This window comes from Micromonospora sp. CNZ297 (assembly GCF_007827625.1).
In genome coordinates this window covers 171,699-186,195 of sequence record NZ_VISU01000002.1, presented here as the reverse complement: position 1 = coordinate 186,195, position 14,497 = coordinate 171,699, and the positions used below count along the sequence as shown (strand labels likewise).

Here is a 14,497-nt window from a genome sequence, read left to right as displayed (position 1 = left end):
CCGTAGTTCCTGGTTCAGGCGGGCCAGCTTCGTCGGGTCCGCCCCCGTGTACGCGTCGAACGCCTGTGCCAACTTCAGCGCCATCTGCTCCAGCGTGCCGCGCACGCCCTGGTCCAGCTTGCCGAGCCGGGCCAGGTCGGCGCGCACCGCCGCCTCGACCGGCCCCGGCTTGGGCTCGGCCTGCCGCTTCCGGCCCGTCATCCGCCCACCCCGCCACTGAGCGTCACCGTCCGGCGGGTGTCCATCCGGGACAGTGCATGGATTTGCGGCGAGAGAGAGAAAACACGGAAGCGCCGGCGCGTTTCCGTTGGTCTGTTCACGAAAAACTCCCGTCGTTTCCGCAGGTCAGGGCCTTGATCGCGGGGGTGGGGGTGTTGCTGCTGGTCAGGGTGGCGGGGCTGGTGCTGCATGGTTATGCGTCCGTGGGTGTGTGGGGGTGACGGTGGGTCACCAGGGGCGGCGGGTGAGGGTGGGCAGGGGCTGGGTGCCTCGACGTTGGTTGCACAGGCCGCAGCCCTGCGGGCAGGGGTTCAGCGCCTGGTTGCCGAGGGTGCCGTGGGCGGGGGCGAGGTTGTCGGGGTCGTCGAGGCCGGGGAGGTGGCGGCCGTCGGGTCCGCGTGGCCAGTCTCGGGCGGTGATGATGTGGTCGACGGTGCGGGCGCCGTGGTGGTTGCACAGGTGGCACAGGTCGGAGTTGGCGAGGACGGCGGCGCGGTTACGCCGGTAGGGGCGGGCGCCGGTGCCGCTGCGTCCGCTGGTCATACCCGCGTCCAGGGCAGGGGTTCACGTGGGCATGCCTGGTGCACGGGTGTGGTGGCGTAGGGCCCGAGGATGGGATCAGCGCCGGTGAGGATGTGCCGGTACAGCTCGGCGCCGTGGTGTCCGCACAGCGCGATGGTGTGGCCGGGCATCAGCCAGGTGCCGGCCCACGGGACGGGCATGGTCAGCTCGTAGCGGTCGCGGGCCGGATCGGTGCACCCGCCGGGATGTTGGCAGCGGGGGGCGAGGCTGCGCAGCAGGTGGCGTTCGGTGCAACGCCAGGCGTCGACCAGGCCGCGCCGGTCGCGGCTGGGGTCGCGGGCCAGGTGGCCGGACACCTCGTACTGGTGTACGCGGTCGCCGTGCAGCAGCGTCAGCCGGTAGGCGTCGCAGCCAGTGAGGGCGAGGTACAGGGCGACGACGTGCGGACCGGGCGCGGCGGCCGAACAGGTGGGGCAGACGTTGCACGGCTCGGGTTCGGGCCAGTGCGGGGCGGCGCCCTCGATGGGGACAGGGACGGCGGGTGGCAGGCGGCGGCCCTCGACCGGGGTGCCGGTCCGGCCGCAGCCTGGGCAGCGGCGCAGCCAGGGCGCGGGGCTGGCGGGTGCGGCGAGGCGGTAGCCCTGGCGGAACAGGATGCGCAGCGGCTGGTGGGCGGGGGCCGGCGGCGGCGCGGGCGGTGGTGTGTCCACGGCTCAGAGGTACCTTCCGGACGGTTGCACGCTGGTGACGGGGCGGGGGACGACGTCGGCGGGCCACGGTTCGTCGTCGTCGGGCCAGCCGGCGTCGGGGTCGTCGTCGGTGCCCTGGCACAGGTAGGAGCTGCGGGCGACGCCGCAGCCGTGGTCGCAGCGGGGGCAGTCGCAGGAGCCGATGCCGTCGCCTTGGCCGTTGTAGGGGTCGGGCAGGCCGCACACGTCACAGGTCACGGTGTGCCTCCGATCGGGAGCACGTCTTGGGCGAGTCGGCGGGCGATGACCTCGCAGTACCGTTCGTTGGCCTCGATGAGGACGGCGCGACGGCCGGACAGCCGGGCGGTCTCGGCCGTGGAGCCGCTGCCGGCGAACGGGTCGAGCAGCACCCCCCCTCGGGGCAGGCGTACTCGATCAGCGGAGCGAGGATGCCGGGCGGCTTTTCCGTGGGGTGGAGGGCGAAGCCGCGCAAGTTTTTGGCGTCTATGACGCTGGGTGCCAGCCGGGTGCCGGTATCGACCCACGTTGTTTTTCTGTGCACGGATCCCATGTGCTGGCCTCGGAGGGCCCCATCTCGCTGGCTGGCGTCGCTTCGAACGGGATTCTCGCTACGGATACGAGGGGTGGCTTTGTACACGTCGCCCCATGGGCCGCGATACCAGTGCGTGGCATGTTCGTGGATGCGCCGAAAGCGATCGACGTGAAGGCCGGTTCCAGCGTTCTTTCGCCAGACCACGTCCTGGGACAGCTTCCAGGCGCCGAACTCGCCCCGGTGATCGAGGAACATGCGCATCGACCCAAAGCACCACAGCGACGACGTGACGTCGGCGACGACGGCGGGCCAGCCGTCCGGCCACCGGTCCCAGGCAAGAGAGGTCTCAGCGTAGGGCGGGTCGGCGACGCAGAGGTCAGGTCGGATGTCGAGGGCGGGAAGCACCTCTCGCATGTCGCCGTGGTAGAGGGTGACCATGTTGTCGGCGTAGTACGGGGTCATCGTCACGGGACGGTCCTTCCGCTGACCCGCACCCCGAGCATGCCGTGGCCGCCCATCAGCCGGTACCGGTCGGGGTGGGCGCGGGCGGCGGCCTGCGCCATGATCGCGTGCTGGATGGCGTGGATGTGCGTGGCCAGCTCGGCGAGGTCGCCGGCGCGGGCGGGGCCGTCGCCAGCGATGGCGCAGAGTGCGTTCCACAGCTGCGCGGTGAGGTCCATCGCGGTGTGTTCGGCGTCGGTCAGCATCGGTCAGCCCTCGGCCTGGTCGACGCGGTCGCCGATCCGCAGGTGACCGTCGATGTCGTCGACGGTCACCGCGTACCGGCCGGGTTCGGCCGGCGGCTCGTCGAGGTCTTCGGCGGCCTGGTTGACGGCGCAGCCGAACAGGTCGCCGAGGCGGCAGCTCAGCGGGTGCTTCAGGGTCCACCCGTCGGGCCGGAACTCGATGACGTGCCGGGGGTCGTCGTCGGCCGGCGCCAGGCGGCCGGCGGCGGTCAGGGCGTCGAGGGCGGCGCGCAGGCCGTGCCGGTCGCAGCAGTCCTCGGTGTTCATCTCGGCCGGGCAGTCGGGCCCCGGGTGCTGGCCGAGGTGCAGGGTCCACGCCTTGGCGAACGTCTCGTGGAGGTCGTCGACGTCGGCATCGGTGTACGGGGTGGCCATCGGTCAGCCTTCCGTGCTGGGGTCGGCCGGCTGCGCGGGCGGGGTGACGGGTTCGTACGGTCCGGCCCAGCCGCGGCGGCGGTGGGTGGCCAGGTGCTGCACGGGCGCGTTGTGGTCGTGGTGCAGGTTGGTGTGGACGTTCTGCGCGAGGGCGAGGACGTCGGCGGGCACTTGGTGGAGGTAGCCGCCGATCAGTACGCCGTTGCGGGAGGCGGACAGCTGCGGTTTGGCGGCGGGCAGCTGGTCGAGGGTGGTGCTGTCCGGGTACCAGCGGACGACGGTGCCGTCCATGAGGGTGTGGGTGACGGTGACGATCACGGGTTGCGTCTCCTGACGATGTCGGCGAGCAGGCGGGCGCGCAGGGGGCGGGTGCGCAGGCTGCGGATCAGGTGCGGCCAGGCGTACCGCAGGTAGGCGGCCCGGTCCCGACGGTCGGTGGGGTGGGTCACGTCGTGGTGGTCGTGGTCAGGCCGGCCCGCTGCGCGCAGTCGGCGTGGGACCAGCCGATGGGGTCGGTGAGCCACACGTGGGGCTGGTGGGCGAACACGCCGTAGGGGCACAGCTTGCACTGGCTGACGTACGCCTGGTCGGCGGTGCGCGACGCCGGCCGGGTGGTGCGGTGGCGTTTGGTGGTCAAGGGCATGGGTCTCCTGTCAGAGGAACTGGCGGATCCACCGCCACGGTGATCCGGGGTCGAGCTGGCGGCGGCCGACGGTTTGCGGGCCGGGGCTGGCCGGTTCGGCCGGTGGTGGCAGGGCTGCGGCGCCGGGCGGGTACGCGGAGTCGGGCAGCGGCGGCAGGGCCTCACCCGGTGCGGCGGTGTGTTCGGGCAGCGGCGCGGACGGGGGCGGCGGGGCCGGTGGTGTGTCCGTGGCGGCGCTGGCGGGCCTCGGCGCGGGTGTCGGGGTGGGTGCGGCGTCTGCGGGCGTCTCAGGGGCCCTGAACGGGTCGGTGGGGACTCGACGCGCCGGCGGGGTGGTCGCGGGGTCGTCGAGCGGGCCGGGGTCGGTGGTGGTGAACGCGGCGGGCCGCCACGGCGCGGTGCCGGTGCGGCGCCACCAGCTGGGGTCGCCGGGCGGCGTGTCGGGGTAGGTGGCGTAGCCGGGGCAGCTGGCGGCGGCGGCCCGCCAGGTCGCGTCGTCGTGGGTCATGAGGCGGCGTTCCGTTCGTGGAGGTGGGTGGGGCAGGCGTCGCCGTTGACGGGGTCGGCGGCGACGACGCCGGGATGCCCGGTGAGGTGGCAGGTGATGCACAGCCCGTACCCGCGGGTGGGCGGGGCCGGGGGCGGCGCGTCGGTCCGGGGCACCGGCGGCGGGCTGGTGCGGGTGTAGCGGGACAGGCTGGCGCGGCGGTGCCCGCGCAGCGTCTCGCGGATGTGGGCCTTGGCCTGTTCGGCGTTCACGGTCGTCACCTCCGGGGTGGGCACGGGTGCGGGCCACAGGGCGTGCTGTGCGGTGGTGCGCGGGTGGGGTGCAAGGCCCTGCCCGGTGATCAGCCGCAGCGGCGGCGGGTCGGGTCTGCTGTCACCGTCGGGCGGGTCGGGTTCGGGTACGGCGTCGCGGGCGCGCGCCACAGTGACGGCCGTACGAACATCAGCCCCGGTATTGGTAGGGGTTGGTGGGTGGTCCTGGTTGGTATAGCGGTCCATCGGACCCTGTACGGCCGGTCCATCGGACCCTGTACGGCGGTTTTCCGCGGGTCCATCGGACCCTGTACGACTGGCCGCGGCGGCGGGCTGTACCGGGTCCGTCGGACCCTGAACGGGCGTGTCCGTACCGGGTCCGTCGGACCTCTTTCGGTCGCGCCGGTTCCTGCGCCGGATGTCCTCCGTGGCCGCCCGCAGTTCCATCGGACCCCAATAGGTGAACCGGGCCAGCAAGTCGGCCGGGCGGGTCAGCCGGTAGTGGTTGCCCTCGCCGCGGCTGCGCGCCCCGGACCCCACGAACGTCAGCAGGCCGTGCGCCAGCAGCGCCGCGCGTACCGCCTTGACCTGCTTGATGTCGACCTCGGCGAGGGCGGCGACCAGGGCGTCACCGGGCCGCACGTTCGTGCCGTCCGGGTCGGCGTGCTGCGCGAGCACGAACGCGACCGCCCGCACAGCTGCCGGGCTGACCGCGCCGCGGGTCGGCCGGCCGTCCTTGCCGAGGTTCGACGACACCCGGATGACGCCCTTCCACCGGATCGACCGGATGATGCGCTCCCACTCGAACCGGTCGACGCCGGCGGCGACGTCGCCGGGCGGCGCCGGTTCCTGGTGCGGCACGGTGGCGTGCATGTCCTCGGGGTGGCCACCACCGTTCATCTCCTGCCTCTCCTTTCCGACCGGCGCGATGACCGCGTGAACGTGCGGCCACCGGCGGCGATCAGCCGCCAGCCGCAACCGTCGAGGCGGCGCACCCCGTCGACGACCGTGATGGTCTGCCGACGGCGGCACGCCGCCTCGTAGTCGATGCGCTGGGACGTGACCTCATCCGGGCGCGCGGGGATCAGGTAGTCCCCGCACTGCCGGCACGTGCCGACGAACTCCCCGGTCGCGCACGCGCGCAGCCAGGCGCCGTGCACGATGACTCCGTCGCTGTCGACCAGGTGCCGGTACAGGCCGTGGTCGAGCGGGTTGAACGGGATGCGCCCGGTTCCGGGCAGCGTCTCCTGATCGGGCATCACCGTCCCTTCGGTTGTTCGGGTGGCCACGCCCGCACGACGATGCGGGACACGACGGCCGCGCACGCCTGCCAGTGGGCGTGGTCGTCGTCGCCGGCCGGGACGCCCGGCAGGGTGCCGTGCACGACGGCCCGCATCAGGTGCCGCGCTGCTTCCCGGGCCTGCTGTGCGGTGGTCACGTCCAGCGGCTGCACCAGCAGGAACGCGACGCCGCCCGGCTCCTGGTCGGTCAGCCGGGTGATTGTCAGCATGTGCGGGCCGCACGGCGGCTTCACGACCACCACGCCCACCGGCTCGCCGTCGACGGGCCGCACCGTCCAGTCGTCGACGACCCGGCCGCGGAACTCGGCCGGGGCGTGGGTCAGGTCGGTGCGGGCGGCCACGCCGGCGGCGCCGGACAGCACCAGCACGGTGGCCAGGTCGGGCGCGGCCATCACAGCCACCCGCCGGTCAGGAAGTGCGCGATCAGCCACACCCCGCCGCACAGCACCACCGTGCGGGCCAGCCGCAGCGTCCACGTCGGGGTGACCTTCAGCGGCGGCACCACCAGGGCGGGGCCGCCGTCGTCCTGCGGGATGACCACCGGCCGGCGTCCGTCCTGCGGGCGCCGCACCCCCAGCCAGGCCCATACGTGTTCCGACAGGGTGTCGCCGTGGCGGGTGTTCAGCAGCGCCACCGTCTCGATGACCACCACGGCGGCGGCCACCGCGATCCACGCGGCGGTGAACGCGTTCACGACCGGGCCCCCGCCAGCTCGGCGGCGGTCGCGCGCAGCGTGGCCACGACCACCTCGGCCGGCTGGTCGTCGCTCCAGTTGGTCACCGACCGGTCGCCGATGCCGTTCTGGATGGCCTGGTGCGCGGTCAGGTACTGCTGCCGCGCCGCCGCGTCGACCCCGTGGTGGGTCGGCGCGGTCAGCGCGTTGCCGAACGCGACCTCCCGCATCGCGCCGACCGTGCACAACCGGCCGTCGTCGTCGCGGTACTCCCGTACGCACTTGCCGCGGGCCTCGATCAGCGTCGCGGCGCCGGTGAGGATGTCCGCCGGGCTCACTTCGGCCCGTCCAGCCACTCGTCGCGGCGGCGCTCCGACACCGGCCCGTCGTCCGGGTCGACGCCCGGGATGGTGGGCTCGTCCGCGCCGGGCAGGTTCCCGCCGGCGGCCGAGGGGCCCGGGTCGACGCCGGGCCGGTCGTCGACGTCGGCGACCGCGTCGAACAGGGTCTCCGCGACCGGCCCGAGGTTGACCAGCTTGCGGGCCTGGTCGAGCATCTGCCGGCCCTGCTCGGCCGCGTCGTCGGCCAGCGGTTCGATCGCCAGGAACTTGACCCGCGGCGACAGCGGTTCCCCCGGGCCGGGGATCGTCGCGCCGGCGAATTGCACGATGCCGACCACCACGTGGCGGCCGAGCTGGTTACGGATCAGGTCGTCGGCGATGCGTTCCAGGCCGTTGTTGGGCCGTTCGTCCTTGCTGAACGTGCCCGAGATCGTGACAGCCGTCATGGGGTGGGTCCTTCCTGCGTGGTGGTGGTCAGGCCGGGGGCCTGGTCGAGGGGCACTTCGGTGCCTTCCTCCCGGAACCAGCGGGCGATGAGCAGGTCAGCCACGCCCATCTGCGCCTGCACGTGGCCGGGCACCGACTCGTGGACCAGCAGTTCCTGCGCGAACGCGTGGGCGGGCTGGCCGGTGACCGGGTGCGGGAACACCCGCACGAACCGGCGCCGGTGGTAGGTGGTGGCGGTGACGATGTCCACGTAGGAGGTGGTGGTGTCGTCAACGGGGATGTCGCTGCCGTGGCGGGGACCGCCGATCATCAGCATGGGTTCGTCTCCGGTGGGGTGTCAGGGGCCGGTGTCAGGCCCGGCGAGGGCTGGCCGGCAGCACCAGCGCGGTCAGCAGCAGGGCCCGCACGGTGTCGGCGGGCGCCGTCTCCAGCAGGACGGTCAGGGAGGCGCTGGGGCACCGCGGCAGCGGGCAGCCGCTGTCGTCGTTCCAGTGCCGGCGCACCCGGGCCGCCAGGTCCCGCACCAGCGCGCACTGCTGGTCCAGCTCGGCCACCCACCCGGCGACGTCGTGCGCGTCGTTGCGATCGGTCACGGTGTCGTCTCCCTCGCCGGGTCGGTGTCGGGGTGCAGGCGGAACCCGGACGGCCAGGTGATGTCCGCCAGCACCTTGGCCCGCCACCGCGGGACCGGGCCGGGCAGCACCTGCCGGCCGTACCGGTGCAGGCCCATGACCAGCAGCCACAGCGCGTCGGCCTGGTCGTGGTCGGCGGGGAACGCGGCGGCCTCGCCGAGCTGGCTGCGGGCGGTGGCCAGCATCAGGTCTTTGTCGGCCGCGCCCGAGCCGGTGGCGTACTTCTTCAGCTGCTTGTCGTTGACGACCACGTACGGCACGCCGCGGCGGTGCAGGCCGTCGAGGATGACGCCGTGCAGCTCGGCCAGCCGCAGCGCCGTGTCGCCCTTCGCGCCCTGGAACACGGCCTCGACGACCGCGAGGGTGTTGGTGGTGACGCACGGCCAGATCGGCGCGGTGATCTGCGCCCACCGCGCCGGCCGCGGTGTCGTGTCCGCGCTGGTGCGCACGGTGTCGAGGTAGAACCGGCCGGGGCCGGGCGGCCGGTACCGCCACACGGCCACGCCGGTGGCCGCCAGGGCCGCGTCGATCCCGATGACGGTCGTGGCGGTCACCGCTGCCGCCTCCTTCGGATGTCCCGGCGGTGCACGCGGCGGCGGCAGGCGTGGGCGTTGACGCACACCCACCGCTGCCCGGCGTGACGCCGCGACTCGGTCAGCGGGGCCACGCCGGACCCGCACCGGCAGCACGACCGGGTCTTCACACGGCCCCCTGGATGCCGAGCTGCCCGCGCAGCGACCGGACCTCGGCGGTCTTCTCGGCCAGCAGGATCAGCGCGGCCACCAGCAGGTCGAACCGGTGGTGCTCGCACATGCCCGCGAGACGGCCGGTCAGCGGGGTGCCGGGGCACGCCGACGTGGCCGGGCAGCCGTCGTCGTGGTGCCGGCGCACCTGCCCGGCGAGGTCGGTCACCTCGGCGCGCCGCTGGTCGACGACGGCCTGGACGTGTGGCTGCGCCAGGTAGGCGGCGGAGTAGTGCGGGTCGGTCATGTCGGCAGTCCTCGGTGGATCGTCATGGTCGGGGTGTCGGCGGTGGCGACGAACGCGGCTGCCTCGCGTACCTGCGCGACCCACAGCGGGTCGCACCGGTCGCGGGGGACGCCGCCGTCGACGACCGTCCGGATGTCGGCGTGCAGGCCCCGCAGGGCCTCCAGCAGCTGCGGCGGCAGCGGCCGGATCTCGGTGCCGTCCCAGGCGTGCCGGTCCCAGCCGACGACCACGACGGGACCGGCGTACGGCTGGTGGGCGGCGCCGCAGCACATGAGCAGCAGCGACCCGACCACGTTGCGGGGCAGCCCCGCGAGGTGGCCGACGTCGTTGACGAACCCGCGGGCGTTCACGCCGAGGGGCACCCGGTCGGTGCCGCCGTCACCGACCTCCGCGTTGATCGCGTCGAGGGTCGGCGGCCGGTCACGCACGTGCAGCGCCCCGTCGGGGTCGATCACCAGGTAGGTCACGGCGTCGTCCCCCAGCCGGTCAGCCGGCGCACGGCGTGGACCTCCACCGCCGGGTCGACCCGCAGCACCAGCGTGCGTTCCCCGTCGGGGGCGATGACCACCGTGGCGCGGTCGGCGCGGGCGTTACGCACCGCGAACGCGCACGCCGGCCCCTTGTCGGTGAAGGTGCGGATCTGCCCGAACGAGTCGGTGACCGTCCAGTCCTCGATCACGCCGGGGACCCCGATCCGGGCTGACGGGTCTCGACGTCCGACCAGTCCGGGTCGGCGGGGCCGGACTGGTCGTCGACCAGCTCCGCGTCGACCACGTCGTCCGGCGACGGCCCGAACTCCCGCACCGGCCGGTCCGGGATACCGGTGAAGCCCCTGGACGCGCCCGCCTCCGACGACGCGACCTGCCACCGGTACTCCGCCGAGGTCGGCACGAACGTCTCCAGCCGGTGCAGCGCCGACTTCTTCCACATCGGCACCGTGTTCGGTCCCTCATCCGGCCACGGCGGCCCCCAGAAGTTCCCGCCCGGCGGCCCGTTACGCGGGTTGATCGACTTCGACATGGCGCGGATACGGGCCACGTCGTGCCGGTTCAGCCAGATCACCTGCGACGTGGCGCCGCCCATCAGCGTCGCCCACGCGTAGACCGCCTTCAGCGGGCCGCGGTCCTCCGGGGCGGCGAACTCGTCGTACTCGTGCACCGGCAGGCGGTCGCGGGTGCTGTTGAACCGCAGCACCGGGTCGTTCTCCCGGCCGACCTCCACGTGCACGGCCTGCACCCCGCCGCCGCGGAACATCCGCTCGATGACCCCGTGGTACGTCTCGATCCCCACGATCCGCTTGCCGCCCGGGGCGTTGCGGTCGTTGAACGCGGTCAGCGCGAACACCTTCGGCGTCGGCACGTGCCCCAGCGCCGCGCACTCCCGCAACGCCAGGATCAGCGACGCCGGGTTGACGCTGGCCGCGGCCCGCAGGTACTGGTCGCGGCGCACATAGGCGGCGGCCAGGCCGACGAACGCCTCCACGTTGACGTGCCGGGGCACCACCGCGGCGAAGTCACCCTCGTAGCTGGCGATGAAGTCGGACAGGGTGCCCTTCTTCTTGAGCGCGACGTCCGCGCCGGGCGTCGTCGTTGCCTCATCCGGCATCGCTGGACTTCCCTTCCTCGATCGACACGACCCGGTAGGCCGTCTGCTTGAAATCGGTGCCGGCCCACACCGTCTGCCGCCGGCACAGCAGCCGCCGCAGCGCGGTGACCACCGTCGACCGGTCCCGGCGGATCGGGCCGATGCGCTCCAGCACGACCACCAGGTCCACCCGCAGCACCTCGGGGGTCAGGTCACGCGGCTCGGTCTCCACGACGGCCACCACCCTTCGCGGCCACGTCGTCGCGAATGCGCCGCAGCCGGGCCAGCTGCCGGCGCTGCTTACGGCTGGCGCGACGCCGCCTCGCCCACTGCTGCTGCCGGTCGTCACCGGGCATCGCCGGCACCTCCCCGCCACGGGTCGTCGACGTAGCGGGCGTCGGCCATGTCCGCCCTGGGCAGCTCCGCCCGGCGCAGGATCGCGCCGCGGGCCTGCGCCTCCTGGTGGCCGGCCTTGTGGTTCAGCCGCCGCCGCTGGCGTGCCGTCAGGGTGTAGGGCGGGCCGTTCTGCTCCTGGTAGACCCCCAGCCGCGCCACGTAGTCCAGACCGGGGGCGTGGCGGGCGCGGGCCCCGGCGAGCCGGGACGCCACCGCCGGGTCCAGCCGGTGCGGCCCCGGCAGCCCGGTCGGGGGGCGGCGGCTCTCGGCGACGCCCACCACCTCGGTTGCGCCGCGGCGACCGCGAATGATCACCTTGCCGCTGGTGTGCTTCACTTCGTCCTCCTGATCTGGTCGACCATCCCGGCCGGCACCTCGTAGGCGCGTCGCTTGTAGATCAGCCGCTGCGCGAGGCGGCGGCCGTCGGCGTCGACGGCGAACTGCGCCGCGCCCATCCGGTCCCGCAGCCGGTTCTTCGCTTCCTCGGCCCGGTCCTTCGCCGCGTCCAGGGCGTCCAGGGCGGCGCGGAACTCCGCGGCCAGCGCGGCCGGGATCGGTTCCTCGGCGCCTTCCTCGACCGCCGGGTGCAGCTGGGTGAGGGTGTCGGTGGTCGCGTCGTGACCGTCGATGTCGGGGCTGATGCCCGTCTCCAGCGACACGACGAACGACCGGCCCTCGGCGAGCCACGCCGCCATCTCGGTGCGGGCCGCGGCGTCGTACTCCACGACGTAGGCGTGTTCCTTGCGGACCAGCCAGCCGCGCGGCGCGCCGAGGATTTCGCACTGCACCAGCAGCTGCACCCGGTGGTGCGGGGGCACCTGGTCGGTGCCGGGCTTGCCCCAGCCCTTGCCGCCGTCGTCGGACTTGCACTCCACCGGCTCGACGTGCACCCCGGGCAGGGGCCCGGAGGTGAGGCCGGTCGCGTCGTCACGCCAGCCCGGGTCGGCGTCGCTGGCGACAGCCAGGAAATCGGGGGTGGCCACCAGCCACCGCTCGACGGGATGCCCCCACAGACCGGCGCCGGGACGGCACACCAGCAGCTCCGGCCGGTCCTCGGCGAACAGGCCGGCGATGCCGTCCTCCACCGCGTGGCCGTAGCGCTGCCGGCGGCTGGCCGGTTCGGCGTCCCAGCCGTCCTGTTTCGACCACCACAGGGAGAACGGGGACGCGTACGGGGAGATCCCCAGCACGGCGGCCAGCTCCGACGCGCCGACCCGGTAGCCGTCCGGCCCGGCCCGCCGGGCGGCCAGCCACACATCCTCGGCCGGGCCGACCGGCAGCAGCGGCACCCCCGGCACCCGGGGTGACCGCCCGAACCGGGCGACCGCTTTCTTCGCGTCGCCGTTGGTCAACGGCACGACCGTCTTCGGTTTCACCGGGTCACCCGCGCACGGTTGGCGGCGGCGCGCATTGCGGCGACCACCTGGTCCTGCGTGGACGCGTCCGACCACTCGTAGATCGCGGGGGCGTTGGCGTCGACGGCCTCCAGGTGCCGGCCGAGGGCCTGCATGGCGTCGAGGTACGCGACCTGCCGGTCACGGTCGTCGAACGGCCGCGGCATGGCCTCGCCGGTGAGGACCAGCCGCAGCGCCCCCAGCGCGCACACCCGGCCCTGCTCGTCGGTGTAGTCGCCGGTGCACTTGCCGCGCTGCGCGATGACGTCGGCGGCGGCGGTGAGAATGTCCGCGGCCGGGGTGTCCGGCGGCAGCACGGTCAGGGTGTCACTCATTGCCGTTCCCTTCCGGGTCGGTCGGTTCGGCCGCCGCGGCGAGCACGGCGGCCACTTCGTCGGGGTCCAGGCGCAACACGATCTGGTCACCGAGGGGGCAGTAGTCGACGGCGACGACCGGCACCCGGCAGCCGCCGACGTCGGCGACCACGTCGTTGTCGCGGCGGGCGGCCAGCGCCGCGGTGAGACGGCTACGCAACATGACCGGCCTCCGGTGGGGTGACCTCGACGAACGCGCGCAGCCGGCCCATGACCCGCAGGGCGTTGGTGGAGTAGCGGTCGGCGAAGCCGCGGCAGATCGCGGGCGCGTACCCGGCCGGGGCCAGGCCCGGCAGGGTGGAGTGACAGACGATGAAGCTGTCCCGGGCCAGGGTGGTGCGCACCAGGTCGGCCAGGCGGCCGGGCCGCAGGTGCATGAGGTTGCCCGGCCGGAACACGCACGTGCCGCACATCGTGGCCAGCAGCCGCGGCCGGCGGGTCTGCGGGTCGGTGACGTCCGGTGCGGCCTCGGCGGCGGTCCACCGCTCCAGCAGCTCGGCGAACACGTCGTCTCGCTGCGCGGTGCTATCGAACGCGCCGCCGCCCTGCGTGTCGACGGCCGTCTCCACCCGGGACGCGCCGACGGTGCTGCGGACGGCCGCGTCGAAGGTGTGCCCGACGCCCAGCTGGGCCAGGCCATGACGCAACCGGAAGTAGAAGTGCCGGCCGTCGGTCAGGCGGCCCTCGTACTGCTCCGGGCAGGCCCCGCAGGACTGCCAGGATTCCGCCACCAGCGGGTGCCCGATCATCGCCGGTCCCCTCCGCGCCGGGCACCGGCCGGTACCACGGGCCGCACCGTGCACCAGCGGCAGCAGGTGCCCGGGTGGGTGGTGCTGACGTAGTGCGGGCAGCCGGTGGCCGCGACCACCGTGGGCGGGAACTCCACCGGCCCGTTCGTCGTCGGGGTCACCGTCGCCTCCACGTGTTCGCCTGCGGGCAGCTGCTGAAATGGGCCTTGTGCAGGTCCCGGCGCCCGAACCGGAACTTGACCTCCACCACCCGGGACCGGACCTGGTTGCCGGCGGCGGTCAGCGCGACCGTGCCGTCCGAGGTGGGCGTCGCGTCGACGGGCAGCCGCTTGCCGTTGGCGGTGACCGTCCAGATCACCGGCTTCTTGCACGACCCGCACGGCGTCGTCGGGTAGTCGGTCATCAGTGGGTCACCTCCCACCACTGCTGATGCCGGTCGACGGTCTGCGGCGTGTAGTCCGCGAGGGGACCGGCGGTGGTGGGCCGCTGGGCCGGGTGGCGGCGCAGGAACAGCAGCACCTCGGCCAGCAGGTAGCCGACGACGACCAGCGCGGCGATGCCCGCCTGCGGGAGCCGGCCGTGCGCGGCGAGCCACACCACCGCGGCGGCGCCGACGGCCACCGTCGTGGCCGTCGCCGCGGCGTGCCCGACAGCGCGGCGCAGGGTGCGGCGCGGCCGGCGGGCCGGGGCCGGGCGGGCGGCCGGGCGGGGCGCGGTGAACGGCCGCGCCGGGCGGGGACGGGTGTGGCCGGTCACCGCGCACACCCCCGCCGGCGGGCGTCTTCCTCCGCGTACAGGCGGGGCCGGGTGTCGGCGACCACCGACCAGCCGCCGACGTCGAGGACCAGGGCGTGCCGCTCGTAGCAGTGCCCGCACAGGGTCAGCTGCCGTTTCGGGCCGTCGGCCCGGGTGCCGTAGGGGCGGCCGGCGAACCACGGGGACTCCACCATCACCAGCGCGGTGGCGGACGGGTGCCGGTCGCAGACGGCGGGCTGTGTCTCCAGCGCGGTCTGTTCGGCCAGGCGGATCGTGCCGGCGGGTAGCGGCGGGGGGATGGACTGCTGGGTCATGAGAGGATGCCTTCCGGTTCTGGTGGCCGGCACGGGCGCC

At 74.0% G+C, this 14,497-nt stretch carries 33 protein-coding genes and 1 pseudogene; all 34 read right to left on the bottom strand.

The window, feature by feature from the left end; translation table 11 throughout:
• Positions 1-447: 447 nt before the first annotated feature.
• The 34 genes and pseudogenes from FB454_RS04270 to FB454_RS04115 all read right to left on the bottom strand — a co-directional run bounded on the left by FB454_RS04270 (position 448) and on the right by FB454_RS04115 (position 14,457).
• Positions 448-762, bottom strand: a complete 315-nt coding sequence (locus FB454_RS04270; RefSeq protein ID WP_357087279.1) for a hypothetical protein — start codon at positions 760-762, stop codon at positions 448-450.
• Entirely contained in the window at positions 759-1,451 is a 693-nt protein-coding gene (locus tag FB454_RS04265) for a hypothetical protein (RefSeq protein ID WP_145822529.1), read from the bottom strand. The genes FB454_RS04270 and FB454_RS04265 overlap by 4 nt, the downstream gene beginning before the upstream one ends.
• A 3-nt stretch (positions 1,452-1,454) precedes the next feature.
• Positions 1,455-1,688 carry a hypothetical protein gene (locus tag FB454_RS04260; protein ID WP_145822528.1) on the bottom strand — a complete coding sequence of 78 codons (234 nt, stop codon included), beginning with the start codon at positions 1,686-1,688 and terminating at the stop codon, positions 1,455-1,457.
• A pseudogene (locus FB454_RS35275) lies at positions 1,685-2,397 on the bottom strand (DNA-methyltransferase). The gene FB454_RS04260 and the pseudogene FB454_RS35275 overlap by 4 nt, the downstream one beginning before the upstream one ends.
• 50 nt (positions 2,398-2,447) lie before the next feature.
• Entirely contained in the window at positions 2,448-2,690 is a 243-nt protein-coding gene (locus FB454_RS04250; protein ID WP_145822527.1) for a hypothetical protein, read from the bottom strand.
• A gap of 3 nt (positions 2,691-2,693) precedes the next feature.
• Positions 2,694-3,104, bottom strand: a complete 411-nt coding sequence (locus FB454_RS04245; protein ID WP_145822526.1) for a DUF6085 family protein — start codon at positions 3,102-3,104, stop codon at positions 2,694-2,696.
• Positions 3,105-3,107: 3 nt separating this feature from the next.
• Positions 3,108-3,422: a hypothetical protein gene (locus FB454_RS04240; RefSeq protein ID WP_145822525.1), complete on the bottom strand. Its 315-nt coding sequence runs from the start codon at positions 3,420-3,422 to the stop codon at positions 3,108-3,110.
• Entirely contained in the window at positions 3,419-3,553 is a 135-nt protein-coding gene (locus FB454_RS35270) for a hypothetical protein (RefSeq protein WP_357087273.1), read from the bottom strand. The genes FB454_RS04240 and FB454_RS35270 overlap by 4 nt, the downstream gene beginning before the upstream one ends.
• Positions 3,550-3,747, bottom strand: coding sequence for a hypothetical protein (locus FB454_RS04235; protein WP_145822524.1), 198 nt, complete (start codon positions 3,745-3,747; stop codon positions 3,550-3,552). Before FB454_RS04235 ends, FB454_RS35270 begins: the two co-directional genes overlap by 4 nt.
• 10 nt (positions 3,748-3,757) lie before the next feature.
• Positions 3,758-4,255: a hypothetical protein gene (locus FB454_RS04230; RefSeq protein WP_145822523.1), complete on the bottom strand. Its 498-nt coding sequence runs from the start codon at positions 4,253-4,255 to the stop codon at positions 3,758-3,760.
• On the bottom strand, positions 4,252-5,406 hold the full coding sequence (locus tag FB454_RS35265; RefSeq protein WP_435817923.1) for a hypothetical protein: 1,155 nt from the start codon (positions 5,404-5,406) through the stop codon (positions 4,252-4,254). Before FB454_RS35265 ends, FB454_RS04230 begins: the two co-directional genes overlap by 4 nt.
• Positions 5,403-5,765: a hypothetical protein gene (locus FB454_RS04215; RefSeq protein ID WP_145822520.1), complete on the bottom strand. Its 363-nt coding sequence runs from the start codon at positions 5,763-5,765 to the stop codon at positions 5,403-5,405. The genes FB454_RS35265 and FB454_RS04215 overlap by 4 nt, the downstream gene beginning before the upstream one ends.
• Positions 5,765-6,199 carry a hypothetical protein gene (locus FB454_RS04210; RefSeq protein ID WP_145822519.1) on the bottom strand — a complete coding sequence of 145 codons (435 nt, stop codon included), beginning with the start codon at positions 6,197-6,199 and terminating at the stop codon, positions 5,765-5,767. The genes FB454_RS04215 and FB454_RS04210 overlap by 1 nt, the downstream gene beginning before the upstream one ends.
• Positions 6,199-6,501, bottom strand: coding sequence for a hypothetical protein (locus FB454_RS04205; protein ID WP_145822518.1), 303 nt, complete (start codon positions 6,499-6,501; stop codon positions 6,199-6,201). The genes FB454_RS04210 and FB454_RS04205 overlap by 1 nt, the downstream gene beginning before the upstream one ends.
• Positions 6,498-6,818 (bottom strand): DUF6197 family protein, encoded by a 321-nt coding sequence (locus FB454_RS04200; RefSeq protein ID WP_145822517.1) that lies wholly within the window; start codon positions 6,816-6,818, stop codon positions 6,498-6,500. Before FB454_RS04200 ends, FB454_RS04205 begins: the two co-directional genes overlap by 4 nt.
• Positions 6,815-7,267 (bottom strand): hypothetical protein, encoded by a 453-nt coding sequence (locus FB454_RS04195; protein ID WP_145822516.1) that lies wholly within the window; start codon positions 7,265-7,267, stop codon positions 6,815-6,817. Before FB454_RS04195 ends, FB454_RS04200 begins: the two co-directional genes overlap by 4 nt.
• Positions 7,264-7,584 (bottom strand): hypothetical protein, encoded by a 321-nt coding sequence (locus FB454_RS04190; protein WP_145822515.1) that lies wholly within the window; start codon positions 7,582-7,584, stop codon positions 7,264-7,266. Before FB454_RS04190 ends, FB454_RS04195 begins: the two co-directional genes overlap by 4 nt.
• A gap of 34 nt (positions 7,585-7,618) precedes the next feature.
• The gene (locus FB454_RS04185; RefSeq protein ID WP_145822514.1) at positions 7,619-7,861 is read right to left on the bottom strand and encodes a hypothetical protein; all 243 of its coding nucleotides are present in this window, start codon (positions 7,859-7,861) and stop codon (positions 7,619-7,621) included.
• Positions 7,858-8,454 (bottom strand): crossover junction endodeoxyribonuclease RuvC, encoded by a 597-nt coding sequence (locus FB454_RS04180; RefSeq protein ID WP_186461525.1) that lies wholly within the window; start codon positions 8,452-8,454, stop codon positions 7,858-7,860. The genes FB454_RS04185 and FB454_RS04180 overlap by 4 nt, the downstream gene beginning before the upstream one ends.
• Before the next feature lie 145 nt (positions 8,455-8,599).
• Positions 8,600-8,890 (bottom strand): hypothetical protein, encoded by a 291-nt coding sequence (locus FB454_RS04175; protein WP_145822512.1) that lies wholly within the window; start codon positions 8,888-8,890, stop codon positions 8,600-8,602.
• Complete coding sequence (locus FB454_RS04170; RefSeq protein WP_145822511.1) at positions 8,887-9,357, bottom strand: DUF3846 domain-containing protein; 471 nt, start codon at positions 9,355-9,357, stop codon at positions 8,887-8,889. Before FB454_RS04170 ends, FB454_RS04175 begins: the two co-directional genes overlap by 4 nt.
• A complete protein-coding gene (locus FB454_RS04165) occupies positions 9,354-9,569 on the bottom strand; it encodes a hypothetical protein (RefSeq protein ID WP_145822510.1) in 216 nt (71 codons plus the stop codon). Before FB454_RS04165 ends, FB454_RS04170 begins: the two co-directional genes overlap by 4 nt.
• On the bottom strand, positions 9,566-10,495 hold the full coding sequence (locus tag FB454_RS04160; protein WP_145822509.1) for a recombinase RecT: 930 nt from the start codon (positions 10,493-10,495) through the stop codon (positions 9,566-9,568). Before FB454_RS04160 ends, FB454_RS04165 begins: the two co-directional genes overlap by 4 nt.
• The gene (locus FB454_RS04155) at positions 10,485-10,706 is read right to left on the bottom strand and encodes a hypothetical protein (RefSeq protein WP_145822508.1); all 222 of its coding nucleotides are present in this window, start codon (positions 10,704-10,706) and stop codon (positions 10,485-10,487) included. The genes FB454_RS04160 and FB454_RS04155 overlap by 11 nt, the downstream gene beginning before the upstream one ends.
• Positions 10,687-10,830, bottom strand: coding sequence for a hypothetical protein (locus tag FB454_RS34760; RefSeq protein WP_162881454.1), 144 nt, complete (start codon positions 10,828-10,830; stop codon positions 10,687-10,689). The genes FB454_RS04155 and FB454_RS34760 overlap by 20 nt, the downstream gene beginning before the upstream one ends.
• On the bottom strand, positions 10,820-11,206 hold the full coding sequence (locus tag FB454_RS04150) for a hypothetical protein (protein WP_145822507.1): 387 nt from the start codon (positions 11,204-11,206) through the stop codon (positions 10,820-10,822). Before FB454_RS04150 ends, FB454_RS34760 begins: the two co-directional genes overlap by 11 nt.
• Positions 11,203-12,246, bottom strand: a complete 1,044-nt coding sequence (locus FB454_RS04145; protein WP_186461523.1) for a YqaJ viral recombinase family protein — start codon at positions 12,244-12,246, stop codon at positions 11,203-11,205. Before FB454_RS04145 ends, FB454_RS04150 begins: the two co-directional genes overlap by 4 nt.
• Complete coding sequence (locus tag FB454_RS04140) at positions 12,243-12,599, bottom strand: DUF6197 family protein (RefSeq protein ID WP_145822505.1); 357 nt, start codon at positions 12,597-12,599, stop codon at positions 12,243-12,245. The genes FB454_RS04145 and FB454_RS04140 overlap by 4 nt, the downstream gene beginning before the upstream one ends.
• Positions 12,592-12,801 (bottom strand): hypothetical protein, encoded by a 210-nt coding sequence (locus FB454_RS04135; RefSeq protein WP_145822504.1) that lies wholly within the window; start codon positions 12,799-12,801, stop codon positions 12,592-12,594. The genes FB454_RS04140 and FB454_RS04135 overlap by 8 nt, the downstream gene beginning before the upstream one ends.
• Positions 12,791-13,387 carry a hypothetical protein gene (locus FB454_RS35260; RefSeq protein WP_486485394.1) on the bottom strand — a complete coding sequence of 199 codons (597 nt, stop codon included), beginning with the start codon at positions 13,385-13,387 and terminating at the stop codon, positions 12,791-12,793. Before FB454_RS35260 ends, FB454_RS04135 begins: the two co-directional genes overlap by 11 nt.
• Positions 13,384-13,548, bottom strand: a complete 165-nt coding sequence (locus FB454_RS34755) for a hypothetical protein (protein ID WP_186461520.1) — start codon at positions 13,546-13,548, stop codon at positions 13,384-13,386. Before FB454_RS34755 ends, FB454_RS35260 begins: the two co-directional genes overlap by 4 nt.
• Positions 13,545-13,790, bottom strand: coding sequence for a hypothetical protein (locus FB454_RS04125; RefSeq protein WP_145822503.1), 246 nt, complete (start codon positions 13,788-13,790; stop codon positions 13,545-13,547). Before FB454_RS04125 ends, FB454_RS34755 begins: the two co-directional genes overlap by 4 nt.
• Positions 13,790-14,143 (bottom strand): hypothetical protein, encoded by a 354-nt coding sequence (locus tag FB454_RS04120; RefSeq protein ID WP_145822502.1) that lies wholly within the window; start codon positions 14,141-14,143, stop codon positions 13,790-13,792. The genes FB454_RS04125 and FB454_RS04120 overlap by 1 nt, the downstream gene beginning before the upstream one ends.
• Entirely contained in the window at positions 14,140-14,457 is a 318-nt protein-coding gene (locus FB454_RS04115; protein WP_145822501.1) for a hypothetical protein, read from the bottom strand. Before FB454_RS04115 ends, FB454_RS04120 begins: the two co-directional genes overlap by 4 nt.
• Between the last annotated feature and the right edge of the window lie 40 nt (positions 14,458-14,497).